The organism is Sorangium sp. So ce836, from assembly GCF_028553905.1.
Classification (GTDB): domain Bacteria; phylum Myxococcota_A; class Polyangia; order Polyangiales; family Polyangiaceae; genus Sorangium; species Sorangium cellulosum_D.
Window position 1 is genome coordinate 5,140,864 of sequence record NZ_CP102233.1, and the last position, 24,895, is coordinate 5,165,758.

Sequence of the window (24,895 nt, forward strand, 5' to 3'; positions counted from 1 at the left end):
GCGCCGCTCGCTCCTCGAGCGGCCTCCCGCCTTGGCCAGGCGCGGCATAGCACGGCGTCGACGGCGTGTCTTTGACGGCGGTCGAGAGCGGGGCTAGGGGCTCCTGCCATGGCAAGCTCGAAGTCACACCTCCCTGATTGCGGCCTCTACCTGACGACAAAGCCGCTCCCCGGACACGAGGACAAGGTGCCTGCCGGCATCCTCGTCTCCTTCCACAACCACTCGGACAACGGTCTGCCGACGGTCACGACGCCCGATCACAACGTGCACAACCGCTGGCACTTCCACGGCCCCGCGGTCCCGTTCCGCGGAACGACGTGGGCGGACACGCTGCAGCGCCTCCCCACCGAGGGGTTCTACACGCTGCGGAAGGAGCTCTCGTTCGACGGCGGCAGCTGGCCGAAGGGCACGCTGGTGCAGCTCGGTTACACGCAGGCCGGCATGCCTATCCTGTTCATCGCCCGCGTGCGCTCGCGGCTCCAGGAGAACGACCTCTTCTTCTCCGACAAGGGCGTGGGCATCAAGCGCGACCAGCTCTCCCTGCTCGAGCCCGTCTCCGTCTTCGAGGAGCCGAGCGACGGATCCGGGCACAAGCCCGACCACGCCGACGCTCACTGAGTGAGCCCGCGCTCACGTCCACACTGAATATCAGCCTCGGCCGATTTTTCTGTCTTCGGGCACGGCATGTGCTTGTAAATTTCTTCTGTGATTCGACGCAGAACCCTCACTCCCCCGTCGCTCCAGATTCCCCCTGAGCTCCTGGCCAACCGCCGCAGGAGCGCCCGCCGCGAGCTGAGCGAGCGGGTCCGCCTCGAGACCGGCGATCGCGCCGTCTCCGGCTGGACGCTCAACGCGAGCGTCGGCGGGCTTCGGGTGGTGATAGAAAATTCACTCGACCCCGGTACGGAGCTAACGGTCTGGCTCGACGGCAGGTCCCCGCGCCCCGGCCGGATCATGTGGGTGCAGGACGAGCCGGACGGATCCATCGTCGGGGTGTGCTTCCTGGATGGCCCCGACGGCGCCGAGGGCGGCGGCGGGCTGGACGCCGGGGCGTCGCGGTCGTCACGGTCGTCACGGTCGCGCTCGTGATCGGCACGAGCGCGCCGGCGCGCCAAAGCGCCACACCCCTGGTGAACGCTGTCGGCTTGACGAGGCACCCGCAATTTTGCGATGGATGTTCCTGCTGACAGCTGGGGGTAGCCGGAAACCAGCGGAAGATGCCGACACCCGCGGAGATAAAGAAGGCCCTGCTCCAAGCCGGATTCGAGGTTTACCGTACCCGGGGCGACGCCGTGCAGGTCGCGGAGCGGGTGCGGGAGAACCTGCTCATGGATTCGGGCATCGTCGTGGGCGCCGAGCCGCTGCGAGTCGGGTTCGTCGTGCGCGCCCAGCGCAACGATTTCCCGGGCGCGACGGACGAGCACCTCTTCGAGCGGGCGCGCGGCATGGCCGAGCCCGCCGTGGCGCGCGGCTACACCGAGGGCGAGGCCGCCCTCCGCCACGTCCGCGATCCCGGCGACGCCGAGCGGACGCTCGACACCTGGTGCGAGGTCCTGTTCGAGAAGCCCGTGGCGTCGCTCGAGCTCGCCGTCAGCGAGGTGGGGTTCGCCCTCTCGCTGGAGAAGACTGCCCTGCCGCGGTAAGCGGTAGACGATGCCCTTCGACCGAGCCGCGAGCCTGCTCGGGCCCTCCGGGCCGTTCGCGCGCGGGCTCCCCGGGTACGAGGACCGGGAGGGGCAGCTCGCGATGGCGAGCGCCGTGGAGCGGGCGATCGCCGAGGACCGCATCCTCCTCTGCGAGGCCGGCACCGGGACCGGCAAGACGCTCGCCTACCTCGTCCCCGCGATCCTGAGCGGCCGCAAGGTCGTGGTCTCGACCGCGACGAAGGCGCTCGAGGACCAGATCTACACGAAGGACCTGCCGCTCGTCGCCGAGCACCTCCGGCTGGATCCGCGCGCGGCGCTGGTGAAGGGGCTCGGCAACTACCTCTGCCTGCGCCGCTTCAACGAGCTCCGCCACAGCCCGGGCGCGGGCGCCGGGGCGGCGGGGCGCTCGCTGCCGCTCATCGAGGCGTGGGCGCAGGAGACCGAGATGGGCGACGTCGCGGAGCTCGCGTACCTCGCCGAGGGGGATCCGGTCTGGCGGGAGGTGGCGTCGTCCAGCGAGACGCGGCTGGGCGCGTCGTGCGACTACTACGACGACTGCTTCGTCACGCGGATGAAGCGCGACAGCGAGGCGGCGCGCCTCCTCATCGTCAACCACCACCTCTTCTTCGCGGACCTCGCGCTGAAGATCGCCGGGGCGCGCCGCGGCTTCGCCGGGGCGGGCGCGCTCCCGCCGTACGATGCGGTCATCTTCGACGAGGCGCACCAGCTCGAGGACATCGCGACGAGCTTCTTCGGCGTCCGGGTCTCGCGGGCGCGGGTCGACTCGATGCTGCGCGACGCGGACCGCGCCTTCATCGCGTCGGGCCTCGCCGACCGCATCCTCGGCCGGGGCGAGGGGACGGCGATCACGGCCGTCGTGCGCGAGTCCGCGGACGCCCTCTTCGATCGGCTCGCGGCGCTCGGCGGCCCCGCGGCGGGCAGCGGGGAGCGCGGCGACGCCCGCGTCCCGCTCCCCAGGGACGCCTGGTCCGGCGAGCTGCTCGAGGCCTACCACCGGCTCGACAACCACCTCGAGGCGCTCGCCGCGTACGCGAGCGCGAACGCGATCGCCGAGGCGGTGCAGCTCGTCGGCAACCGCGCGGCCCAGCTGCGGGAGGACGCCGCGCGGATCGTCGACCCCGCGACGAACCAGGTCACGTGGGTCGAGGTGCGCGGCCGCGGCGTCTCGTTCGGCGCGTCGCCGGTCGATCTCGGGAACATGCTGCGCGAGCACGTGTTCGAGCGGATCGGCGCCGTCGTGCTGACGAGCGCCACGCTGACCACGGGCGGCTCCGGCGGGTCGGGGTTCCGCTTCCTCCGCTCGCGGATGGGGCTCGACGAGGACGTGCCCGTGCCGATCGACGAGCTCACGGTCCCGTCGCCCTTCGACTACCCGAACGCCGCGCTGCTCTACACGCCGCGCGATCTGCCCGAGGCGACCGACGCGGCGTTCGTCGAGCGCGCGGCCGATCGAATGGCCGAGCTCATCGGCATCACGGGCGGCGGCGCGTTCGTCCTCTGCACCTCGATCCGCGCGATGAACGCGCTCGCCGCCGCGCTCCGCGTCCGGCTCGCGCGCGCCTCGACCGAGGCCCGGGCGGGCGGGGGCGCGCCGCGGCAGCAGGCGCCGCTGCTCGTGCAGGGGGACGCGCCCAAGGGCACGCTGCTCCGCCGCTTCCGCGCCGAGCGGCACGCCGTGCTGGTCGCGACGATGAGCTTCTGGGAGGGCGTGGACGTCCCTGGCGAGGCGCTGCGCCTCGTGATCATCGAGAAGCTCCCGTTCGCGGTGCCGACCGATCCCGTCGTCGCGGCACGGTGCGCGGCGATCGAGCAGAGCGGCGGCAACCCGTTCATCGCCTACAGTGTCCCGCAGGCCGCGATCACCTTGAAGCAGGGGTTCGGCCGGCTGATCCGCACGCGGACCGACCGCGGCATCGTCGCGATCCTGGACCGGCGGGTTCGCACGCGCGGCTACGGCCGCGTGCTGCTCGACAGCTTGCCCGACGCGCGCCGGACCGAGCGCATCGAGGACGTGCGCGCGTTCTGGGCCGCCGCGCCGGCCGGCGCGGGGGCGGAGCGCGCGGAAGCGGAGGAGCGCCGGCCGGGCGAGGCGCCCTGACGCGCGCCGCGGGGCGCGCGATCCTGGCAGGCGCGCGAGGTGGGGCGAGCGCGCGCCCGGTCGATCGTCAGGGGTACGACGTCTTCCCGTAGATGCACCAGGCGCCGCCCTTCTTCAGGCCGATGGCCTGGCGGAGCTTGAAGTCCTTCTTGAACCTGGGATCGCCGTACGAGGCGCGCGAGGAGGGCACCGTCGGGCTCTTGCAGTCGGTCCCGGAGGAGATGATCAGGAAGTAGCGCGGGTTCTTGGCGAAGAGCGCGTCGGTGTAGCCGGTCCCCACCTTGTTCGTGTACCCGCCCGGGAGGCTCGAGACCTCGGGGCTGAGCAGCCCCAGCATGTCGACCACCGGGAAGCCCGTGCGGTAACCGACGTAGCCGATGTCGGCGATCGCGATGGGGCCGGGCTCCGCGTTCTGGACGAGCCAGTCGGCCGTGCGCCCGGCCGCGTCGTCCCAGAAGCCCTTGTCGTTCACGAGGATGTTCCGCTGGGCCCGCACCAGCTCTCCGGTGCGGGTCGCGAGCGTGATCGCGCCGAACGCGGCGATCGCGAGCGACGCCGCCCGCTCGCGGCGCGCGGCGATCGCGCGGACGGCGTGGTCGGCGAGCAGGAACGCGAACGGCTCCGCGGGGGCCAGGAACCGGAAATAGGGCATCCAGTCGCCGCCCACGAAGACGACGTACACGCCGAAGAGCAGCGCGATCGACGCGATCGCGAGGCCGCTCCGCCGCCGGTGGACGAGGGACGAGGCGACCGAGAAGAGCCCGAGCCAGAGGAAAGCGCCGGCGTGCTGCGCGTACTTGCGGACGTAGTCGCTGCCGCCCTGGAGCTGCTGCGAGAAGTTGCCGGTCTTCGCGGCGAGCGTGTTCGGGAGCCACGCGCCGTAGTAGCTGTGCCGCCAGAGCAGGTGCGCGGCGACGGGGAGCGCGAACGTGGCCAGGCGGAGCGCGTTCCGCCGCGTGAACGCCTGCTCCGCGTGCCAGATGACGAGCAGCCCGAGGAACAGCGGCGCCTCCGGGCGGGTGAGCGCGGCGAGCGCGAACACCGCGCCGGAGCAGGGGAAGGCGCGCGCGCCCCGGGGCGCGTCGCCCGAGGCGGCGGCGTCCTCTTCGCGGAAGAAGAGCTCGGTCCCGGCGAGCGTGAGCAGGAGGAAGAGCGGCGTCTCCAGCCCGAACACCGCGTAGCCGGAGAAGAGGATGCTCGTCGCGAGGAACCACGTCGCGAGGCAGGGGACGTTCGAGAACGGGCGCAGCCGCCGCGAGAGGAGGTAGGTGGGGACGAGCGCGAGGGCGGCGCAGGCGGCGCCGAGCACCTTCGACGCCGCCTCCGGCGTCGCGCCGAGCTTCATCGCCGCGGCGAGGAGCACCGTCCAGAGGAAGTTCGTGTAGCCCTCGACGCGCTCGCCCACGTTGTAGACGAGCCCATTTCCGTTCGCGAGGTTCTCCGCGTACCGGAACGAGATGTACGCGTCGTCGATCGTGAAGCTGGAGACGCGCGCCGCCGCCGCGAGCGTGACCAGCATCGGCACGGCCAGCCCGAGCGCGATGTGCAGCCGGTCGGGGAGGGGAGCGCCGGCGAACCACGTCCGAAGATCGCGCGCCGGCGGCGTCGGGCGCTCCTCTTCCAGCGCCTCCTCGTCTTCCGTCGACTCGTCGCCTCCCGCCGCTTCGTCCGTGTCCATCGCGCTCCTGGGCTCGTCGCTCATCGGGCGCGGACGATACCGCGATTGTCACACCCGCAACCTCGGGCTGCGTAAATCAGCACGGAATGGTGTGCGAACATCCCGACGCAGTGCGAACGAAATTGCGCACTCTGGGCGTCGCACTACGCTGTCGAGGTAGCCAGGCGATGGCTTCCCGCGCTGGGAAGGAAGGAGTCGAGTGATGAGCGAGCTCGTTGCGCACCTGCCCGTGGTCTGTCTCGTCATTGCCCTTGCGGCGCTCGCCGCCGCCGCCGCCGTCGGCCTCGCCCGCAGGGCCTCGGCCCCCGGCGCCCCCGCCCGCGCGCTCTCCGTGAGGGAGCGGGCCATCGTGGCTGCCGCCGCCGACGCGCTCTTTCCGGCCGGCGGCCCGATCCCGGTCTCCGGCACCGAGGCGGGGCTGGTCGAGTACATGGAGCGCTACGTCGCGCGCACGCCGCGGCCGCTGCGGCCGTACATGCGGCTGCTCCTCCACTTCGTCGAGCTCTCGCCCTGCGTCTTCGGGCCGCGCCGCGCCCGCTTCACGCGCCTCCCGCAGGCCGACCGCATCGCGGTGCTCGCCTCGATGTCGCAGAGCTGCATCTACCTCCGGCGGGTCACGTTCCTCTCGCTCCGGACGATGCTCTCGATGGGCTACCTCGCGAACGAGAAGGTCGCCCGCGCGATCGGCGTCGCCTGCTGCCCCACGCCCTTCGAGCGGCGCAGGGCCGCGCGCGCTCCGGGAGAGCCGGTCGCCGTGAAGCCCCCGTCGCTCGCGCCGGGGGTGACGGCGTGAAGCTCCCCGGCCTGGAGGAGCCGCCGCGCTCCGCGCACCCCGCTCGCGGCGAGCGGCGCTCGCTCCCCCTGTCCGCGCTCCGCTCGCGGGCCGAGGTGGAGCCGCTCCCGCCCGCCGAGCCGCGCCCGCAGGTGAAGGTGTTCGCCGACTACGACGGCGAGGTTCGGGCTTCGTGCGAGGTGCTCGTCGTCGGATCGGGGCCGGGCGGGGCGGTCGTCGCGAAGGAGCTCGCCGAGGCGGGGCGCGACGTGATCCTCGTGGAGGAGGGCCCGCCGCTCGGGGTGGAGGATTTCCGGCAGGAGGCGGGCGAGTCGCTGGCGCGCACGCTGCGCGAGGGCGGGATGCGCGCCGCCCGCGGGCGCATGCTCATCCCGACCATGCAGGCGATCGCGCTCGGCGGCGGCTCGGTCGTCAACTCGGCGATCTGCGCGCGCTCGCCCGCCTGGGTGTTCGACAAGTGGGCGGCGCGGACGGGCACCGAGGCGATCACCCTCGAAGCGCTGCTGCCCCACTACGAGCGCGTCGAGCGCCTGCTCGGCGTCGCGCCCACGCCGATGGAGGTGCAGGGCGAGCGCAACCTGCGCTTCAAGCGCGGCTGCGATGCGCTGGGGCTGTCGAGCGAGCCGACGCACCGCAACGTCCGCGGCTGCCGCGGCTCGGGCGAGTGCTTCACCGGGTGCCGCAACCGCGCCAAGATGTCGACCGACGTCTCGTACGTCCCGGCCGCCATCCGGGCGGGCGCGCGCGTGTTCACCAGCGTGCGCGCCGAGCACCTGCTCGTGTCCGGCAGGCGGGCCGCCGGGATGCGCGGGCGCACGATCGAGCCGTTCACGTGGCGCGAGGGCGCGCCCGTCGAGATCCAGGCGAAGCTCGTCGTGCTCGCCGCGGGCTGCATGGCCACGCCGCTGATCCTGCTCCGCAGCGGCGCCGCGAACTCGAGCGGCTACGTGGGCGACGAGCTGCAGCTCCACCCGGGGCTCGCCATCATGGCGGTGTTCCCCGATCCGATCGACCCGTGGGAGGGCGCGACCCAGGGGTATCACTCGCTCCACTTCCTCGAGCAGGGCATCAAGCTGGAGGTCCTCTGGTCGCCCCCCGCCGTGCTCGCGGCGCGGTTCCCCGGCTTCGGGCACGACTACCAGCGTCACCTCCGGACCTACAACCGGATGGCCCCGTTCGACGTGATCATCGCCGCGGAGCAGTCGCGCGGGACCGTCCGTCCGAAGCGGGGCAGCTGGGACCCCGAGGTGCGGTTCGACTACGCGCCGCGCGACGTCGAGAAGATCCAGCGCGGTCTGGGCATCCTGTCCGACATCTGCTGGGCGGCGGGCGCCGCGTCGATCCTGCCCGGGTTGCACGGCGTCCCCGACGAGCTGACGTCGCCGGAAGAGGCCGAGATCCTGAAGAGCAAGCGGCTCGACGGGCGCGACACGATCACCGCGGCGAACCACGCCTTCGGTACGGCGCGGATGTCGCGGAGGCCGCGGGACGGGGTCGTCGACGAGGAGGGGCGCTGCCACGATCTCGACAACGTTTACGTCGCCGACACGAGCGTCTTTCCTGGAAGTCCCGCCGTGAACCCGATGCTCACGTGCATGGCGCTGGCCGATCGCATCGCGTGCGGCATCATCGAGCGCTGGTGATGCGCGCGACGGCGTGTCACCACAGGAGCCAGCGATCCGGGGCGTCGCATCCGTTGCGCAGAACGACATGTCACGGACGGCATGTGAGGGGGGCCTTGCACCCGAGAAGGAGGCAACTCCCGAGTTGATGAGAGGCCCCCGCGAGCTACAAGTTTAACGGCACGTTTCATATCGCACGGGGCCGAGCCGTCCGTCCGCCGAGCTGGGAGGGAAGCTTTGGGACCGAACGCAGTTTCAGCTGCAATTCCGCGCGGACAGGCGCGCTCGCCGCATCGAGGCCACAGCCACCACGGCCGGGTGCTCCTCGTCGAGGACGAGCCCGATCAGGCGGCCATCCTCGAGGCGGTCCTGCGCCACGAGGGGCTCGACGTGGTCGTCGCATCGAGCGGCGAGCAGGCGCTCGAGATCCACCAGCGGACGCCGGCTGACGTGCTCGTCACGGACCTCAACCTGCCCGGGATGACGGGGGTCGATCTCATGCGCCGGCTCTCCCCGGGTCAGCTCGACGGCCCCGAGCCGAAGGCGCCGCCGCCCCACGTGGTGATGGTCACCGGCGCCGCGTCGATCTCGAGCGCCGTCGACGCGCTCAAGCTCGGGGCGGCCGACTACCTCCAGAAGCCGCTCGATCCTGCGCGCCTCGTGCTGCTCGTGCGCGAGCTGCTCTGGTCGCCGCCGACCGAGTTCGACGACGACGATTCCCTCCACGGGCAGCTCGTGTTCGAGGGGATGATCGGCGGCTCGTCGCGGATGCGGGAGGTCTTCACCCGCATCGAGCGCGTCGCCGCGACGATGGCGCCCGTGCTGATCGTCGGCGAGAGCGGCACGGGCAAGGAGCTCGTCGCGCGCGCCATCCACAACCGGAGCCGCCGCCGCGCCGGTCCGTTCGTCCCGGTGCACACCGGCGCGATCCCGCGCGAGCTCATCGGCAGCGAGCTCTTCGGCCACGAGAAGGGCTCGTTCACCGGCGCGTTCGCGGCCGCGGAGGGCAAGTTCGAGGCGGCGGCCGGCGGCACCGTCTTCCTCGACGAGGTGGGCACGATGGACGCTGCCGTGCAGGTCAGCCTGCTCCGCGTGCTCGAGACGTACCGGTTCACCCGGGTCGGCGGCCGCAAGGAGATCGAGGCCGACGTCCGCGTCGTCGCGGCGACGAACAAGGATCTGCTCGACCTCGTCGACGACTGCGTCTTCCGCGAGGACCTGTACTACCGGCTCAACGTGTTCACGGTGACGCTGCCCCCGCTGCGCGAGCGCAAGGAGGACATCCTGCCCATCGCCGAGCGCTTCCTGCTCAAGTTCGCCAAGCGCTACGGCACCCCGGCCCGCCGCCTCTCGGACGCCGCCGTCGAGCGGCTGACGGAGCACGACTGGCCGGGCAATGTGCGCGAGCTGCGCAACGTCATCGAGCAGACCGCGCTCTTCGCCTCGAACGAGCTCGTCTCGGCGAACGACGTCCAGCTCGGCCAGGGCAGGATCGAGCGGCGGTCTTCCCGGCGCTCGTACGACAGCCTCCCGGCGGCGAAGGTCGCGGCGCCGGTCGCCCACCCCGAGCCGGCCGAGCCGCTGTCGGTGCCGATCGTCCACCCGTCGGACATGGCGGTCCCCTCCGAGCCGGCGCCGTCGCACGCCGTCGTCGCGCCGCCTGCGCCGGCTTCCGTGGGCCCCGCGTCGCTCGCGTCGCTCGCGCGGAGGCCGCCGGGGGAGGCGGGCGCGCACGAGGTCGAGCCGGCGCGGGACGCCGGCGAGGCGGCGGAGCACCCGCTCGTGCTGCGCCTCCCCGTCGGCACGCGCCTCGCGGACGCGGAGCGCAAGCTCATCCTCCTGACCCTCGAGGCCGTGCGCGGCAACAAGCAGCGCGCGGCCCGCGTGCTCGGGATCAGCCGACGCGGTCTGTACTCGAAGCTGCAGGCGTACGGGGAGCACGTGGGCAGCCACGAGGCCCAGGGGCAGAACGAGAGCGCCGAGCCGCAGGACCCGGTCGACGACGTGCCGGTCGTGACCGACGAGCCCGGCCTCGAAGGGCTCGGCTCCGCGCGCGGCGACGCCTGAACGGAGAGCCCTCGTCCCGCCGCACGGCAGCACTCCAGCACCGCCGCACCTCAGCGCCGCCGGCCCCGCCCAGGTTGTGAGCCGCAGCCCATCGAGGAGCGCCGCCGGGGGGCGCCGCGCAGGCGGCCGGTCCCACGGGGGGAGCCGGCCTGGGGGCTCCTGCGATGTGTCCCGACAACGGTCCCAGCGGCGGCCCGTCCCTTTGTGCTTTACGAAGGGACGACGACCTCGGCTATCGTAAAGCGGAGCTGCGAGATCAGACGCGCGACTGGCACGTCAGAGAGCGGGCCACCGGCGCGGTATCAAGGTAAACTCTACGCGACGCCTCGCCGGCACTACACCCCTGCGGGCCAGCCCCCAATGAAGATCACCTGCCAGTCCTGTCAGTCGAAATACACCGTCTCGGACGAGAAGGTCCAAGGCAGAACCGTCAAGATCAAGTGCCGCAAATGCGGCGCGACGATCCTCGTGAACAGCTCGGGCGTGACGACCAACGGCGGGCCCGCCGATCCGGTCTCCGGCACGAGCGTTCCGAACGACGGGACCACGTACCTGGTCAACGTGGCGGACGGCGATCAACGCTCGCTGACGATAGCGGAGATCGTCGCCAGCTATCAGGCGGGGGTGATCAACGCCGAGACGTACGTCTGGGCGGACGGGATGGCCGACTGGCAGCCGCTCGGCCAGGTCGACACGATCGTCGCGGCGCTGCACGCCGGCAGCGCGCCGGCCTCCGTGGCCGCGCAGGAGCCGGCGCCCGTGCAACCGCAGTCCGTGCCCAGCCCCGCCGCGCCGGTCGGTCCGACGTCCTCCGGGGTCGAGGCGGTCGCGGCGGCCGCTCCTCGCGCGGCGGCGGTGCGCCGCGACCCGGCGCGACCGACGCAGGACCTCTTCGGCGGCAGCTCGGGGCCCGAGGCGCACCGCCCCAGCTCCGACGACGTGGCCACGAGTGCCCCGCTCTTCAAGAGCGGCGCCGCTCCCGGCCAGCGCGACGAGAACTCGATGCTGTTCTCGCTGAGCGCCCTCACGGCGAAGGCCGCCCCGGCTCCGGCGCGGTCGAGCGCCAGCGCCTCGGAGGACTCCGGCCTCATCGATCTGAAGGCCCTCGCCGCGGGGACGGGCGTCCGATCGCCGTCGCCGGTCGCGAGCATCGTCGCCAACGACGGCGGCCTGTTCCAGCTCAGCGCGCCCATCGTGACCACGGCGCGGGCGCCGTCCGTCGCGCCGCCGGCCGTCGAGGCGGCCCCCAAGAACCGGGCGCCGCTCATCATCGGCGCCGGCATCGCGATCGCGGGCATCGCGATCGCGGGCGTCTTCCTGCTGATGAAGGGCGGCGGCGAGACGCCGGCGCCCACGGTGGCCGAGACCACGCCGCCCGCGGCGGCGGCCCCGGCGACGACGGCTCCCCCGGAGCCCGAGCCGGCGCCGGTGCCCACCGCGACGGCGACCGCGAGCGCCACGGCGGAGGCGGCCGCGTCCGCGGCGCCGACCGCCGCCCCGGCGGCCGCGGGCGGGCGCGCGACGACGTCGAGGCCGTCGCGTCCGGCCAGCGGCGGCGGCAGCACCGCGGGCAAGAAGGAGCCCGCCGCGGCATCCCCGGCGCCCGCTCCGGCCCCGAAGCGCGGCGGCTGCGGGTGCGCGGCGGGCGATCTGATGTGCGCCATGCAGTGCTCCGCCAAGGGCAAGTGAGCGCGCGGGGGCCGTCGATCAGGCCCCGGCGGTGAAGCCGGCGAGGTTCGCCGCATGAGCCGTGCTCTTGCGGCGGGCTCCAGCGCAGGCCGCGCGATACGCGCTCGCCGCGGACCGACGGGCGCGACCACGCACGGAGGGATCCGGCTCTGCCTCCGTCGAGCGGACGGCAGCAAGAACGGTGCGGCGCCCCGGGGCGCGCGCTAGCATCGTCCGTCATGACCGAGCCCGACGGGCGGCTGTACGCGCCGATTCCTCGGTGGACACCGGGCGCTCCGCCGCTCCTCGCCGCGGCGCTGCTCCTCGGCGCGAGCGCTGCGGCGTGCGGCGGACGGGCGACGATGGCGCCGCCCGGAGGAGGGCCGGCGTCGCGCGACGGCGGCGACGCTGCGCAGGCGTCGCGCACGGGGCCGGGCGGTCGATCCGCGCAGGGGGCGCTCGTGACGATGGTCACGCCGTCGCTGCTGCTGCCGGATCTCGTCGGAGAGCGCGGCGTGGTGGCCAGCGAGGCAGGGGCCAAGCGGGTGCTGATCGATCGCATGCGCGCCATCGCGCACGACGATGGATCGATCGAGCGCGCCGCCGATCTGCTGCCGTCGGGCCAGGTCACCGCGCTCAAGCTCCCGACGCGGCTCGGCGGCGGTTACCTGTTCTACGCGTCGAGCCGCGGCAGCGCGCAGCTCTGGCGGGCGCCCGCGTGGCTCGCCCCGCTCGATCCGCTCGTCCAGCTGCCGTCGGAGGCGAACGAGATCATCGCGGGCTTCGATCGCCTCTACGCGCGGCTCTCGCACAGCCAGCGGCTCTTCGCGATCGACGCGCAGACGGGCGCGGCGATGCCCCTCGGGCCGCTTCCACCGGCGAGCTCTTACGGACAGCTCGCGTTCGCCGACGGCTGGCGCGCCGTTGTCGAGGCCGATCTGCGCGGGCTGCTCGTCACCTTCGACGCAGGGGCCACGTGGCGCGCGGTCGAGATCGACGCGCGTCCGACCTCCGTGGGCATCATCGGCGGCGACCCGGCGGTGATGACGGCGAACGGGTTCTACTCGGTCGACGCCCGCGGCAGCGTGACGTACCGGACCCTCGAGGCCTCCGACGATGTGCAAGAGCTCCCGGCGCGCGTCCAGGGGCCGTTCGGGCGGCGCCCGCTGCGCGCCGCGGTCGAGGACGGTTGGCCCGACTCGAGCACCACCGCGGTCGTGGCTCGCGGCGGCGCTCTGGCTCGCGTCTCGCTGCGCGACGGGGCGGTCGTCGACGTCGCGACCGACGCCTACCCCGAGCGCGAGGCGACGTGCCATGCGCTCCGCACGGGCGCGTCGTTCGGCTTCGTCTGCGGCGAGCGCGAGGGCCCGACGACGCTCTACGCGTTCCAGCCGCCGCTCGGCATGCGCCGCATGATGCGCTTCGACAAGCCCCGCTTCGTGTCCTCGAGCGGCAACGGCGCCCTGGTGATCCGCGGCTCGTGCGAGGAGGACGGCGATGTGCGCGACGGCCGCGCGTACTGCGTCGTCGCCGCCGACGGAGGCACCCGCGAGATCCACGTGCGCGCGCCCGCGAGGGACGTCGGCGTCGAGCGCGTCGTCGCGCTCGCGGACGGTCGGGTCGCCGTCCTCTCGCCGCCTCGCCCCGGCGCGTCGGGGCAAGTGACGCTCCTCAAGGGGAGCGACGTCACCGCCGTCCCGTTGATCCTTCCGAGCAAGCCTCGCAGCACGGCCCGCGAGCTCCAGCGCGGGATGTGGCTCGAGGGGTTCGAGGAGCGCGAGCCCGGCGTGCTCGGCGGCTGGGTCGAGGCCGGCGGTCCGATCGTTGGCGTCCGGATCGACGTGAAGAGCGGCGCCGTGAGCGCGGGCGCGCCGCGCCAGGACGCGACGGGCGCGATCCTCTCGGGGCGGTTCGCGCTCTCCCTCGGAGAGGGCGAGCAGGCCGCGGAGTCGACGGACGGCGGCATGACCTGGCGCTCGATCGAGGTGCCGGAGCGCGACGACGACACGGCGGCGTCGCGGACGCGCGCATGCGGCCCTGTCGGCTGCGTGTTCAAGGGCTGGATCCGGGTCGGCTGGGGGAAGACGGCGCTTCCGGACGATCTCGCCGAAGCGAAGCCGCCGCCGGTGCTCCAGACGCCGCTGCGCGCGGGGAGCCCGATCGGAATGCGCTGCGAGGCGCTCGGCTCCTCGACGCCGCCGCTGCCGGACAGGCCGCCGGCCGCGCGCGCCGCGCCCACCGCGCGGCCAGCGCGGTCGGCCGCGCGCCCGCAGGCCAAGGAGACGCCGACCTCCGCGTGGGCTCCGTTCCGCAACACCCCGCCGCCCGCGCTCGGCGCGGACGAGATCGGCTTCGACAACGGAGCGCCGTACGACATCGTGACGATTCGCGCCTACGCGTGGGGCAAGCGCGGCGCGGACTGGGCGCGCGCTGGGCGCTGGCTCATCCGCTTCGACGACCGCTTCGATCCGGAGGGCGGGGTGCGCTCCAGCGGCGTGAGCGCCTCACCCTGGTCGGATGAGGCGTCGGCCGCCGAGGCGCTCGGCGTCGCGACCCACGGGGCTGCGTCCTGGGGGGCGTACCTCGATCCCGGCGGGCGGGCTGCGTTGACCCACGTGTGCCGGGGCGCCGGATGCAACCTGTTCGCGGTCTCCGAGGGGCTCCCGGTCCTTCCGTTGCGCGACAGCGCCGGCCGCGCCGGCAATTTCCTCCGGCCGTTCCCGAACGGCGCCGTGCGGCTCGGCGAGACCTGGTTCTTCGCGACGCCCGGCGGCTCGTACGACGCCGTGGCGCTGTGGCGCGCGGATCTCGGGATCGCGCGGCAGCTGGCGACCTACTCTCGCCCGGGGCGCACGAGCTACGGCGTCGATCCGCCGCGCCTCGTCCGGCGCGCGCTGGGCGGCGGTGTCGGCCTGCTCATCTCGACGGCCCCGGACCCCGGCGTGCGCGCCGGCTCCTGGTACGTGCTCCCGATGGATCGCGACACGGGCGCGCTGGGCGAGGCGGTGCCGCTCGGCCGCAAAGATCTCGCGGACACGCCGCTCGACCGCTGTCTCCCGGGTCAGGACGGCTGGCTCCTCGACACCAGCCTGGAGGGCTCGCCGAGCTTCGATCTCGGCGGCAGCTCTCCGTCCGTCGATGGCGCCGAGTTCCGGCTTCGGCTGGATCCCGGCAGCGCGTGCGTCGAGGCGATGTCGGTGAGGCTCCAGGGCACCTTCTCGAAGGCGCCCGAGAAGCAGCTCGACATCGCCGCGAACGCGATCCCGCTCGCGGCGACCGAGCGAGCGACGGGCCGGAGGTGGCGCCTGCGCTGCGAGCCGAAGGACGCGGCGAGGTGAGCCCTAGTTGGAGGTGACGTCGGCGGACACCGCGTTCACCTGTCCCTCGACGCTCACCTCCTGGCCCGCGCCGTCGCGGATCGTTCCGAGCCAGTCTGCCGTCCAGGTGATCGGCGCCGCGGCGCTGTTCACCTGCGCCGGTCCCGAGGCGTTCACGATGATCTCGCCGACGATCCCGGCGCTCTTCGACGCCTCCACGCCCTCGCGCCAGAGGAGCTTGAGCCCGCCCGCGCACAGCGTCGCCATGCAGTCGCTGCCACAGCCGGCGTAGCCGCCGAGCCGCTCGCCGAGCGCCGCGCACTCCGCTGCGGCGGCGAGCGCCGCGGGGACGGACTCCGCCGTCGTCTCCGCTGCGGCCCCGAGCCCAGCCGCGCCGCCGACGTAACCGCTCGGATCCCACGAGAGCGTCCCGGCGAGGCGGAGCACGTCGCCTGGATCCGCTGTCCACGACATGAGCTGCTCCGCTGGTACGCCCGCGCTGTCAGCGGTCACGCTGCCGAGCCAGCTCGCCTCGAACAGCGCGCTTCCCGGCTTGTCGTCCAGCCCGCTCAGGTGGCCGTCGAGCGCGAGCGGCGTACCCGTGAGCCCGGCGCTGGCCCATTCACGACACCGGTTGCGCAGGGAGACCGGGAGCGCGGCGAGGTGCGCCTGCGCCGCCGTGTCCCAGTCGCGCTCGAGGCGCTGCGCTGCGAACGCGGCCGCCTGCGCGGGCGGCGCCGCGCGCTGCATGGCGTCGAGCAGGGACGCGGCTTCCGCGCCGGACGGCAAGAAGTCGTCGATCAGCCGCTCGGCCGCCGCCTCGAGCATCGCGTTCAGGCCATCGTTCGTCGCGAACGTCAGCTTCGCGTCGAGGCGCGTCGCTGCCAGATGGATCGGTAGATCCTTGACCGGGACGTACACATCGCGGGCGGAGCCGGCCTGCAGCTCCCGCTCGCCCACGCAGCCCCACATGATCCGACCGCTGTGGAGCGCGACGGTGAGGCTCGGACCCACGGGGGCGCCATCGATGACGACCGGCTCGTCCGGACCGCTGTGCGCCACGAGCGCGCCGACCGGCGCCTGGGGCGCTGCGGTGGAGAGCTCCTCGCAGGTCGCCTCTGCGACGACGCTCGCCGTCCAGCGCTTCGCGACGCGCGTGCCCTGGTAGACCGGAATGACGCGCAGCGTGCCGAAGCCCTCGGCGCTCACCGACACACCGAGCTCAGCGGACGGTCCCTCCTTCATGGCAGCGCGGAGCCGGAACGTGCTCCCCAGGTTCGAGGCGTGGAGCTGGACCGAGGCCCTGCCGCTGTCGTCCGCGATCGCCGTGGTGCGGTCGACCCACGCGCCCGCAGCCTCACCGAGCAGGGTGAAGCTCACCTCGTAGGGGGCGGGCGGCTGGCCCGTGACCCACACCGTGCGCAGCTCCCCCGGCGCGAGCTGAAGCGTCCCTGGCTCGTCGAACACGAGCGTCACCGGCCGAGAGACATCCGGGGGAACATCGGCGCCCTCCGCGGCCCCATCGGTCAGGCGAAACGAGCAGGACGTCAGTCCGACCATGGCGACCCGGAGCGCCCAGTGCGTCGAAGGCAAGTTCACTCGTGGAGTGTACCTCGCACCTCCACGGGCGAAAAGCCGACGGCCGAGCGCATAGCCGCTTCCCGGCGAGCCGTGGCCGGCGACGCAGATGATCGGCGAGCGGCCTGCAGGCGCAAGCGCGGGCGCGCACCGGGCGAGCCCGCGAGGCCGCGGCCCCATGAGGCGCGAGCTGCGGCGCCGCGCGGGGCCGCGGGATGCGTGGAAGGCGGCGCAGAGCCGCGGAGGGAGGCGGCTACTTCACGTAGATCTGGGCGACGGCGAGGCCGCTGCCCCGGACGGTCATGACGGCCTTCGCCGGGCCGCCGACGGGGAGCGGGTTCTTGAAGCACTGGCCCTTGCCGCCGAGCGTGGCGTTCGGTCCGGTGGTGTTGTCCTGCGAGAGCACCACCGGAGGCAGCATCGGCGCGGGCTGCGCGACGATCTGCAGGTTGAGCTCCTGGACGCCGAGGCCCACGCCGATGATCGAGTAGCACTTGCCCGGCTGGATGTTGAACGGCTGCTCGAGCGTCTGGCCGTCCTGGAACTGCCCGGCGAAGGCGCCGCCTTCCGGCTGCATGCCCTGGACCTCGGAGGCGGCCATGGCGGTGAGCACAGGGGTCGCGGCGCTCACGGCCGCGGGCGCGATCGGGGTCGCCTGCCCGGTGCTCGTGCCGGTCTGCGGCGTGGTCGGGGTCGTGGCGGGGGGCGTGGTGGCCGGCGGCGTGTATCCCGGCTGGGTGGTGGGCTGACCGTACTGGCCCGGCTGGGTGGGCTGACCGTACTGCCCGGGGGGGTACTGGCCGGGCGGGTAGGTAGACGCCCCGTACTGGTTCTGCATCTGCGACGGGTTGTTCGGCTCCGGGTCGCTGCCGCCGCAAGCGAGGGGCGCGAGGCCGAGCAGGGCCGCAGGGATGAGGACGTACAAGCGCATACGAGGCTCCTTCAGGGTTGTGCGGGGTGAGGCCACGACATTGGGACGCTCGCCGCACCCGCGGCGGCTCACGGCCGCTGGTCACGGTCGGTAAGACGGCTGAGGTGGGGGGCGTGTTCTACAACGACTTGGCGGCGCGAGGCCAGACGCTGAGCTTCCGGCGACCTGAAGCGTGCAGAGCCCGCGAAAAGCGGAGGTCGCCGCGGCTGCGCCTCGGCTCCGAGGAGCGCGCTGTCGACAGGCATGCGACGCCCGTGCCCACGGGGAGAGGAGCGCACGGCGTCGCGCCGAGCGCCGCGGCGTGCCAGGCAGCGGTCGTCCGATCCACCGGCGGGTGCGCTGAGCCCGGCCGATGTGGCCACCCTCCCGTTGCGTCGACGTCGAGGAGGCGCCGGGCCGCCGTTGCATCCGCCCGTGGGCGCATGGGCTCCCTGCTTCCCGCATCGGACCCGTGGGAGCGCGCTCCCCCAGTTGACGCGGGCGAAGGACGACCCCAAAAACCCCGTCTATAGCTGCGCGTCTGGCACGCGGCGGTCACGTGGTCCGCCTGGCGATCCAAGGGCGATCCCGTTGCGAGCTCCGCCGGCCGGCACCGGATGCGGTCCGCCAGTCACGCGCCGCTTCCGTGGAGATTGAACAACGGGCGATCCCGCTGGCGGCGGGAAATCAGGAACAAGCCATGAGCGACACCCACCAGACGATCAAGGATACCGTCGAGAGCAACCGCGTCGTCCTCTTCATGAAGGGCACCAAGACCTTCCCGCAGTGCGGTTTTTCGGCGCGGGCCGTCGATATCCTGAAGAAGTGCGGCGTGGACTTCAAAGACGTCAACGTGTTGACCGACCCCTCGCTGCGCCAGGGAATCAAGGATTACTCGCAGTGGCCGACGATCCCGCAGGTCTACGTGGACGGGAAGTTCATCGGCGGCTCCGACATCCTGATGGAGATGTTCCAGTCGGGCGATCTGCAGAAGCTCCTGTCGAAGCAGGGCTAGCTTATCGCCCCAGGGCGCGAAGCCCCGCTGCCTCCAGGGCGCGGCGCAGGACCTCGTCGAACATGTCGCCGGTGAGCCGCCCGGTCTGGGTGTTCTGCTGGCTGACGTGGTAGCTGCCGAAGAGCCGCACCTCCCCGGCGCGGCCGCGCGGGTCGGGGAGGGTCGCCTCCACGCCGTGCGCGAAGGGCGGCAGGCGCACGTCGGCCTCGGCGCGGCGGTGCGCGCGGTCGCCGGCGGGCGCGCTGCGCGAACGGGCGAGCGCGCCGACGGCGTCGTAGCCGATCTTGCCGAGCGCGAGGTAGACGCGCGCGCGGTGCAGGGCCGCGAGCTCTCGCTCGATCCAGCCGCGGCACGCCGCGAGCTCGTCGGGCGCGGGCTTGTTGTCCGGGGGAGCGCAATGGCAGGGGGCGGTGATGAACACGCCCCGGAGCGAGAGCCCATCGTCGCGCGATACGCTCGTCGGCTGCGAGGCGAGCCCCGCTCGAAAGAGCGCCGCGTAGAGGAAGTCGCCCGAGCGATCGCCCGTGAACATCCGGCCGGTGCGGTTCGCGCCGTGCGCGGCCGGCGCGAGCCCGACGATCACGAGCGGCGCCTCCGGATCGCCGAAGCCGGGCACGGGGCGGCCCCAGTACGCCTGGTCCCGGTAAGCGCGCCGCTTCGCCCGCGCGATGTCCTCGCGCCACGCCACGAGCCGCGGGCAGCGGCGGCACTCGACGAGCTCCGCCGCGATCTCCTGGAGCGCGCGCGCCGCGCCGCCGCCGCTCACGCGGGCTCTCCGCTCGATCCGGTCGAGGCGCCGCCCTGCGCGGCGTCGAGGACGCTGCCCTGCGCCATGTCGAGATCGCGCTCCAGCACGCGCGTCTCCACGACCGGGCGCGGCGGCGGCGCGGCGCGCTCCGCCGCGCTGCTCTGCTCGCCGGCCACCATCCCGGTGACGATGCGGTCGAGCACCGCGTCGAAGCGCAGGCGGTTGAAGCGCGCGCCGCTCGCCAGCCAGTCGATGTGCCCGCCCTTGCCGGGGAAGTGGCCGACGATGTCCAGGTGGTCGGCCTTGCCGGCCCAGATGAGATCCCCCCAGACCTGCGAGGCGAGCGGGACCACGCCGTCGTTGGCGTCCGGCGGCGGCAGCTCGCCGAGGACGCGCGCGAGCTTCTGCTCGATCGAGCCGTCGTGCGAGCGACAGGGGTAGTGCTCGTCCAGGCGGGCCGTGATGTTCGAGAGCGCGGTGAAGATGGCGGCCGACATGGCGCCCCACGGCGATCGCAGCGCCGACACCCAGTCGCGGACGGCGTTGCGCGGCGCGTACGTCGCGACGCTCTGGTAGCGCAGGCCCGCGCGGTCCTCCAGGCCGGCGTGGAGCAGATCCATCGCCTCGGGCATGAGCTGGACGATGGCGCCCTGGTCGTCGCGCAGGAGCTTGAGCCAGGCGCGCAGCTCGCGGCTCGACGCGTCGTCGAGCACGCGGATGAAGCTCTCGACCGAGCGATCGACGAGCTCGATCTCGAAGAAGCCGAGCTGCGCCCGGCCGAGCGCGGCGACGAGCGCAGACGCGGCCGCGAGCGGCGGCGCGCCGAGCTTGAGGCCGGCCACCGTGAGCGCCGTGACCGCGTAGAGCAGGCGCTGGCCGCTCACCGTGGCGAAGAACGCGGCGAGCGGCGTGCCGAAGTGGGGCGTGTTGATCGTGGTGACGGACCGCAGCCGGCTCGTCCAGCCGAGCCGGCGGTGCGCGTTGCCGGGCAGGCGCACCGAGGGCGAGGCGACGAGGCGGGCGTCGAGGCCCCCGGTCGAGTGGCCGACGATGTGGATCGGGCCATCGTCGTCCCCGGCGCTCTCGTCCACGAGGCGGGCGAGCTTCGCGGCCCGGCGGAGGATGGATGCCGTCGGGTGCACCTCGCAGACGTGGATCTCGGCGGCGCGGCCGCGATCGCGGAACCGCTCCTCGATCGCGCGGATGAAATGCTCGAAGTACTCGAGGGAGCCGAGGGTCGCGAACCCGAACATGCCTGGCGATAGGTAGACGCGCGTCTTCTGCACGCGCGGGAATGTGCCATTTCCATCGCCCTTCCGCGGCATTTCCCGCGCCGCCCCGGCGCCGCCCCGGCGCCGCCCGCGCCGGCGCCCGAAAGCCTCGGGCGCTCCGCAAAGTTGCGACGGCATGCCGCCTGGAAATCCGGGTACTCTGCGATCGTGGACGACTCCAGCGCGCGTGAAATCGAGGCAGCTGTCCAGGAGGCCTTGGGCCTGTTCGGAACATCGGGCGCGGTGAGCGTCCAGGGGAGGCAGATCGCGCTGCACGGTCGCGGGGCGCCGGTCGTGATCGATCTGGAGCAGCTGGTCGAGCAGTGGCCGCTCCTGCCGCAGGACCTGCGCACGCGCAAGGCGTCCGACCTCGCGCGGCGGCTCGCGCAGGCGCACCGCGCGGTGAGCTCGCTCGCGCCGCCCGCGCCGACCGCGCCGGTGCGGCCGGCGCGGCACGTCGTGATCCCCATCGGGGCCCTGGTGCTCGCGATCGTCGGCGTGCTCGTCGCGGTGCGCCTGCTCCGATCGCGCGAGGCGCCGGCCGCCTTGCCGGCCGCGCCCGAGACGACCGCCGGCGAGGACGCTGCGCGGAACGCGCGCACCTGCGAGGCGGCGCGCAAGCGGATCTACTCGGGGGCGTCGATGGGTCCGTTCGAGCTCGCGGGCTGGGTCGCCGAGCTCTGGCTGGCGACGCCGCGCGGCTTCGGCGCGGCGCAGCCCGCCGCCGGCGCGGCGGGGCAGGAAGCCCTCTCCGCCGCGTCGGTGGGGGTGGGGGCGCTCGTCGCTCAGGGCAAGCTGACCGGGGCCGCCGACGCAGAGCTCGCGGCGATCGCCGACGGGCTCGTCGAGATCGTCCCCGGGTTCGACGAGGCGGAGGCGGGGCGCTCGCCGTCGTGGCGCGCCGTCATCGCCCGGTTCTCCGGCGGATACGCGCGGGCGTACTTCGATCCCGCGCTCCGGGCGCGCTTCGTCGCGCTCGCCGATCGCATGGCCGACGCGACGAGCGCTGAGCTTGGCGCCCTGTACGCGCGCTGCGCGCACCTGCCGTACCACGACGCGGGCGCCTGGTTCCGCGGCCCGGATCCGGCGGCTGCCGCGACGGCGCTCGTCTATGCGTCCGGCCTCTTCGCCGAGATGCCGGCGGTCGATCGAGGCGCGCTGGCGGCGCTGCGCGGGGCGGGGCAGGTCGACGCGCTGCGGAGCGCCGGCGCCTCGCTCGACGCCGCGGCCCTCGGCAAGCTGGTCGGGGCGCACGGCGGCGGCATCACCAAGGGCGGGGCGGACGCCGTCGTGATCACGTTTCCCGTCGGCGGGCCGACCCGGGCGACCAGCGCGAGCCGCATCGTCGCGCGCAAGCTGCAGGTCGGCGTGGGGCAGGACTGAACGATCACTCGCCCGCGGCGAAGCGCACGATCGAGTAGACGCGGGCCGCGTCGCCGGCCCGCTGCGCGAGGAGCGTCCGGCCGCCCAGGAAGTCGAGCTCGACGACGAAGGCGAAGCCAGCGATCTCGCCGCCCTGCTTGCGCGCGAGCTCCGCGGCGGCCGAGGCCGTGCCGCCGGTCGCGAGCAGGTCGTCCACGACGAGGACCCTGGCCCCCGGCTGGATCGATCCCTTGTGCATCTCCAGCTCCGCCGTGCCGTACTCGAGCGCGTACGCCACCCGATCGGCCGCGGCCGGGAGCTTGCCGGGCTTGCGCACGGGCACGAAGCTCGCGTTCAGCCGGGCCGACAGCGCGCCGCCGAAGATGAAGCCGCGAGACTCGACGCCGACCACGACGTCGACGTGCTCCCCGATGTAGCGCTGGGCCAGGAGATCCAGCGCGATGTGGAACGCCCGCGGGTCGGCGAGGAGCGGCGTGATGTCCTTGAAGAGGATGCCGGGCTTCGGAAAATCCGGGACGTTGCGGAGGTGGGCCTTGAGGTAACGGAGCGCGTGCTCGGAGGGCAGGGCGTCGTGGTCGAACATGGCGCCGAGCGTAGGCGAGCGCACCCGAGCCGGAAAGCGCTCGAGGGCGACGCTCGCGCCGTCAGGCGGCGCGGCCGTCGTTGAGCTCCGCGGCGATCGTTCGCGCGACGCCCTCGTGCTGCGCCGCGAACAGGTCGAGGGTCAGCGGGGTGACGCTGACGGCGCCGTCGTCGTAGGCCTCCGTGTCCGAGCCGGGGACGAGGTCATGGCGCACGCCCGCGCCGCCGATCCAGAGGTACTCGTGCCCGCGCGGATCCTGGCGAAAGATCACCTCCTCGGTGTAGAGGCGCGCGCCGATGCGCGTGGCGCGCACGGGCCAGCTGCTGCCCGCGGGGATGTTGACGTTGAGCAGCGGCGCCGGCCGACGCGCCTCCTGCCCGGCGGCCCGGTGGAGGGCGAGGGCGAGCTGCACGCCGAGCGCCGCCGCGGCTGGGCGCGACGCGCCCGCGTCGGCGGAGAGCGCGATCGAGGGGATGCCGCGGAGCGCTCCTTCGCGCGCCGCGGCCACGGTGCCCGAGTAGAAGATGTCCGAGCCCAGGTTGAGACCGTGGTTCATGCCGGACACGACCAGATCCGGGCGGCGCGGCAGCACGCGCGTGCCCGCGTGGAGGGCCACGTAGATGCAATCGGCGGGCGTCCCGTCGACCGCGAATACGCCGGGCGCGGCCTCCAGCAGCCGGAGGACGCGGTGCAGGCTCAGGGAGTGGCTCGTCGCGCTCTGGTTGACCGCGGGGGCGCACACCACCACGTCGGCGTGCTGGGCGAGCTCGTCGCGCACCGCGATGAGGCCCGGGGCCGAGTAGCCGTCGTCGTTGGAGAGGAGGATCAGAGGGCGCATGCGCTCGCTCGATGCCTCCGGATCAGCGGCCGAGCAGGCGCCTCGCGAACGCGGCGACGAGCTCGACCAGGGCGCCGATGCGGCCGAAGAAGCCGGCTCCACCTCGCGCCCGCGCCATCGCGAAGGCGACGGTCCGGAGCGACGGCGTATAAGGGTACCACCACAGCTCGCTCTTCGCTCTGCTCCGATCCTCGAGGACGAAGCGCGGCCGCGTCAGCTCCGCGAGCGCGTGCGGGCTGCTCGTGACGCCGTGGCCGCTGTCGCCGGTCCCCGTCCACGGAGCGGCCGGGAGCGCGCCCGTGAAGCCGTGGTTGTTGATCGTCACCACGCCCGAGCGCAGCCGCCGAGCGAGCGCGTGGGCTCGCTCGTAGCCGCGCGTCCAGAGGCTGGTCGTGAGCGCGAAGCGGGACGCGTTGGTGCGCGCGATCGCCTCCTCGGCGCTCTCCACGACGATCACGGGGAGGATGGGGCCGAAGGTCTCGTCCTGGAGCAGCGGCGTGTCCTCGCGCTCTAGCTTGACCACCGTCGGTGGGAAGGCGAGCGATCCCGCTTCCGGCGCGCCGCCGGCGAGGATCTCCGCCCCGCGCTCGACGGCCGCGTCGAGCTGGCGCCGCACGATCTCGGCCTGCCGCGCGGTGGTCATCGCCCCGACGTCGACGCCAGCCCGCAGCTGTCCGGTGAGCGCGACGACGCGCGCGATGAAGCGATCCGCGATCGCCTGCTCGACGTAGACGCGCTCGATCGAGGCGCAGTTCTGTCCGGCGTTCGTGAAGGCCCCCCAGACGACGCCGCGCGCGGCGCGCTCCAGGTCGCAGTCGCTCAGCACGACGGCGCTGTCCTTGCCGCCGAGCTCCAGCGACGTCGGGATGAGGCGCTCGGCGCACGCGACGGCGATCTTCTTGCCGGTGGCGACGCTGCCGGTGAAGACGACGAGATCCACGCCGGCCTCGATGAGCGCGGCGCCGACGTCGCCGCCGCCCTGCGCGACGGTGAGGACGCCCTCCGGGAGAAGCCCGTCGAACAGCGACGCCACGAGCGCGCCGGCGCGCGGCGTGACCTCGCTCGGCTTGAACACCACGGCGTTGCCCGCGAGCAGCGCCGGCACGATCGTGCGCAGCGGGATCGCGACGGGGTAGTTCCAGGGCGTGATGAGCGCGACGACGCCGCGCGGGTCCCTCCGGATGCGCCCGACCTTGCCGGGATAGGCGAGCGCGTCGAGATCGACGGGGGACTCGTCGAGGAGCTCCTCGATGGACACGGTCCAGTAGTCGACGAGATCGGCGTTCGGCAGCACCTCGGCCAGCGCGGCTTCCTCGATCGGCTTGCCGCACTCGTGGTGCAGGAGCGCCGCGATCTCTTCGGCCCGCGCGAGCAGGCGCTTCTTGACCTTCGCGATGCGCTCCGCCCGCTCCCGGATCGGGACCGCGGCCCAGGCGGCCTGCGCCGCCCGCGCGCTCGCGACGATCGCCGCGATGGCGCTCGGCGCTGTCGCCGTGACGTCTTCGAGGAGCTCGCCTCCTGCCGGGTTGCGCATCGGGAAAGGTCCGGCGCTCGCCGTGGCGGGCGCCGGCGAGGCCGCGGCTTCACTGGCCGCCGTGCCTGCCGCGTCGGGATGGGCAGCCGTCTTGGAGTCCATGGAGCGCCGAGCCTAGCACTGCG

19 protein-coding genes are annotated in these 24,895 nt (G+C 73.5%); 11 read left to right on the forward strand and 8 right to left on the reverse strand.

From position 1 onward, the window contains the following. Nucleotides 1–108 precede the first annotated feature (108 nt). The 4 genes from NQZ70_RS18720 to NQZ70_RS18735 all read left to right on the forward strand — a co-directional run bounded on the left by NQZ70_RS18720 (nucleotide 109) and on the right by NQZ70_RS18735 (nucleotide 3,765). Nucleotides 109–618 (forward strand): hypothetical protein, encoded by a 510-nt coding sequence (locus NQZ70_RS18720; protein ID WP_129575429.1) that lies wholly within the window; start codon nucleotides 109–111, stop codon nucleotides 616–618. Nucleotides 619–705: 87 nt separating this feature from the next. After that, nucleotides 706–1,089, forward strand: a complete 384-nt coding sequence (locus NQZ70_RS18725) for a PilZ domain-containing protein (RefSeq protein ID WP_165374037.1) — start codon at nucleotides 706–708, stop codon at nucleotides 1,087–1,089. Between the two features lie 128 nt (nucleotides 1,090–1,217). Beyond that, nucleotides 1,218–1,643 carry a hypothetical protein gene (locus NQZ70_RS18730; protein ID WP_129575431.1) on the forward strand — a complete coding sequence of 142 codons (426 nt, stop codon included), beginning with the start codon at nucleotides 1,218–1,220 and terminating at the stop codon, nucleotides 1,641–1,643. Nucleotides 1,644–1,653: 10 nt separating this feature from the next. After that, nucleotides 1,654–3,765 carry an ATP-dependent DNA helicase gene (locus tag NQZ70_RS18735; RefSeq protein ID WP_129575432.1) on the forward strand — a complete coding sequence of 704 codons (2,112 nt, stop codon included), beginning with the start codon at nucleotides 1,654–1,656 and terminating at the stop codon, nucleotides 3,763–3,765. Nucleotides 3,766–3,832: 67 nt separating this feature from the next. Here NQZ70_RS18735 and NQZ70_RS18740 read toward each other — a convergent pair whose 3' ends face one another. Then, entirely contained in the window at nucleotides 3,833–5,443 is a 1,611-nt protein-coding gene (locus tag NQZ70_RS18740) for a hypothetical protein (RefSeq protein WP_237245420.1), read from the reverse strand. A 202-nt stretch (nucleotides 5,444–5,645) separates the two neighbouring features. Between NQZ70_RS18740 and NQZ70_RS18745 the strand changes: the two genes are divergently transcribed. The 5 genes from NQZ70_RS18745 to NQZ70_RS18765 all read left to right on the forward strand — a co-directional run bounded on the left by NQZ70_RS18745 (nucleotide 5,646) and on the right by NQZ70_RS18765 (nucleotide 14,931). After that, nucleotides 5,646–6,236 carry a gluconate 2-dehydrogenase subunit 3 family protein gene (locus NQZ70_RS18745; RefSeq protein ID WP_129575434.1) on the forward strand — a complete coding sequence of 197 codons (591 nt, stop codon included), beginning with the start codon at nucleotides 5,646–5,648 and terminating at the stop codon, nucleotides 6,234–6,236. Then, nucleotides 6,233–7,879 (forward strand): GMC family oxidoreductase N-terminal domain-containing protein, encoded by a 1,647-nt coding sequence (locus NQZ70_RS18750; RefSeq protein ID WP_129575435.1) that lies wholly within the window; start codon nucleotides 6,233–6,235, stop codon nucleotides 7,877–7,879. The genes NQZ70_RS18745 and NQZ70_RS18750 overlap by 4 nt, the downstream gene beginning before the upstream one ends. Nucleotides 7,880–8,176: 297 nt before the next feature. Further along, the gene (locus NQZ70_RS18755; protein WP_129575436.1) at nucleotides 8,177–9,925 is read left to right on the forward strand and encodes a sigma-54 dependent transcriptional regulator; all 1,749 of its coding nucleotides are present in this window, start codon (nucleotides 8,177–8,179) and stop codon (nucleotides 9,923–9,925) included. 360 nt (nucleotides 9,926–10,285) lie between these two features. Then, nucleotides 10,286–11,614, forward strand: coding sequence for a zinc-ribbon domain-containing protein (locus NQZ70_RS18760; protein ID WP_129575437.1), 1,329 nt, complete (start codon nucleotides 10,286–10,288; stop codon nucleotides 11,612–11,614). Nucleotides 11,615–11,832: 218 nt separating this feature from the next. Next, nucleotides 11,833–14,931, forward strand: a complete 3,099-nt coding sequence (locus NQZ70_RS18765; protein ID WP_129575438.1) for a hypothetical protein — start codon at nucleotides 11,833–11,835, stop codon at nucleotides 14,929–14,931. Nucleotides 14,932–14,934: 3 nt separating this feature from the next. Here the strand turns inward: NQZ70_RS18765 and NQZ70_RS18770 are convergent, their stop codons facing one another. Together NQZ70_RS18770 and NQZ70_RS18775 are read right to left on the reverse strand one after the other, a co-directional pair. Continuing rightward, complete coding sequence (locus NQZ70_RS18770; protein ID WP_237245421.1) at nucleotides 14,935–16,509, reverse strand: hypothetical protein; 1,575 nt, start codon at nucleotides 16,507–16,509, stop codon at nucleotides 14,935–14,937. Nucleotides 16,510–16,741: 232 nt separating this feature from the next. Next, nucleotides 16,742–17,419 carry a hypothetical protein gene (locus NQZ70_RS18775; protein WP_129575439.1) on the reverse strand — a complete coding sequence of 226 codons (678 nt, stop codon included), beginning with the start codon at nucleotides 17,417–17,419 and terminating at the stop codon, nucleotides 16,742–16,744. A 679-nt stretch (nucleotides 17,420–18,098) separates the two neighbouring features. On the opposite strand from NQZ70_RS18775, the gene grxD reads away from it, so the two are divergent. After that, nucleotides 18,099–18,413: a Grx4 family monothiol glutaredoxin gene (gene grxD, locus NQZ70_RS18780; protein ID WP_129575440.1), complete on the forward strand. Its 315-nt coding sequence runs from the start codon at nucleotides 18,099–18,101 to the stop codon at nucleotides 18,411–18,413. A gap of 1 nt (nucleotide 18,414) precedes the next feature. Here grxD and NQZ70_RS18785 read toward each other — a convergent pair whose 3' ends face one another. Both NQZ70_RS18785 and NQZ70_RS18790 read right to left on the reverse strand, forming a co-directional pair. Beyond that, a complete protein-coding gene (locus NQZ70_RS18785) occupies nucleotides 18,415–19,179 on the reverse strand; it encodes a uracil-DNA glycosylase (protein ID WP_129575441.1) in 765 nt (254 codons plus the stop codon). Beyond that, nucleotides 19,176–20,447 carry a triacylglycerol lipase gene (locus tag NQZ70_RS18790; RefSeq protein ID WP_129575442.1) on the reverse strand — a complete coding sequence of 424 codons (1,272 nt, stop codon included), beginning with the start codon at nucleotides 20,445–20,447 and terminating at the stop codon, nucleotides 19,176–19,178. The genes NQZ70_RS18785 and NQZ70_RS18790 overlap by 4 nt, the downstream gene beginning before the upstream one ends. Nucleotides 20,448–20,675: 228 nt before the next feature. Here NQZ70_RS18790 and NQZ70_RS18795 point away from each other — a divergent pair, with 228 nt between their 5' ends. After that, on the forward strand, nucleotides 20,676–21,815 hold the full coding sequence (locus NQZ70_RS18795) for a hypothetical protein (RefSeq protein ID WP_237245422.1): 1,140 nt from the start codon (nucleotides 20,676–20,678) through the stop codon (nucleotides 21,813–21,815). Between the two features lie 4 nt (nucleotides 21,816–21,819). Here the strand turns inward: NQZ70_RS18795 and NQZ70_RS18800 are convergent, their stop codons facing one another. The 3 genes from NQZ70_RS18800 to NQZ70_RS18810 are packed head-to-tail and all read right to left on the reverse strand — an operon-like array spanning nucleotide 21,820 to nucleotide 24,872. Beyond that, nucleotides 21,820–22,422: an adenine phosphoribosyltransferase gene (locus tag NQZ70_RS18800; RefSeq protein WP_129575443.1), complete on the reverse strand. Its 603-nt coding sequence runs from the start codon at nucleotides 22,420–22,422 to the stop codon at nucleotides 21,820–21,822. Nucleotides 22,423–22,459: 37 nt separating this feature from the next. Further along, nucleotides 22,460–23,236, reverse strand: a complete 777-nt coding sequence (gene surE / locus NQZ70_RS18805; protein WP_129575444.1) for a 5'/3'-nucleotidase SurE — start codon at nucleotides 23,234–23,236, stop codon at nucleotides 22,460–22,462. A 22-nt stretch (nucleotides 23,237–23,258) separates the two neighbouring features. Further along, nucleotides 23,259–24,872: an aldehyde dehydrogenase family protein gene (locus NQZ70_RS18810; protein ID WP_129575445.1), complete on the reverse strand. Its 1,614-nt coding sequence runs from the start codon at nucleotides 24,870–24,872 to the stop codon at nucleotides 23,259–23,261. Nucleotides 24,873–24,895: the final 23 nt, after the last annotated feature.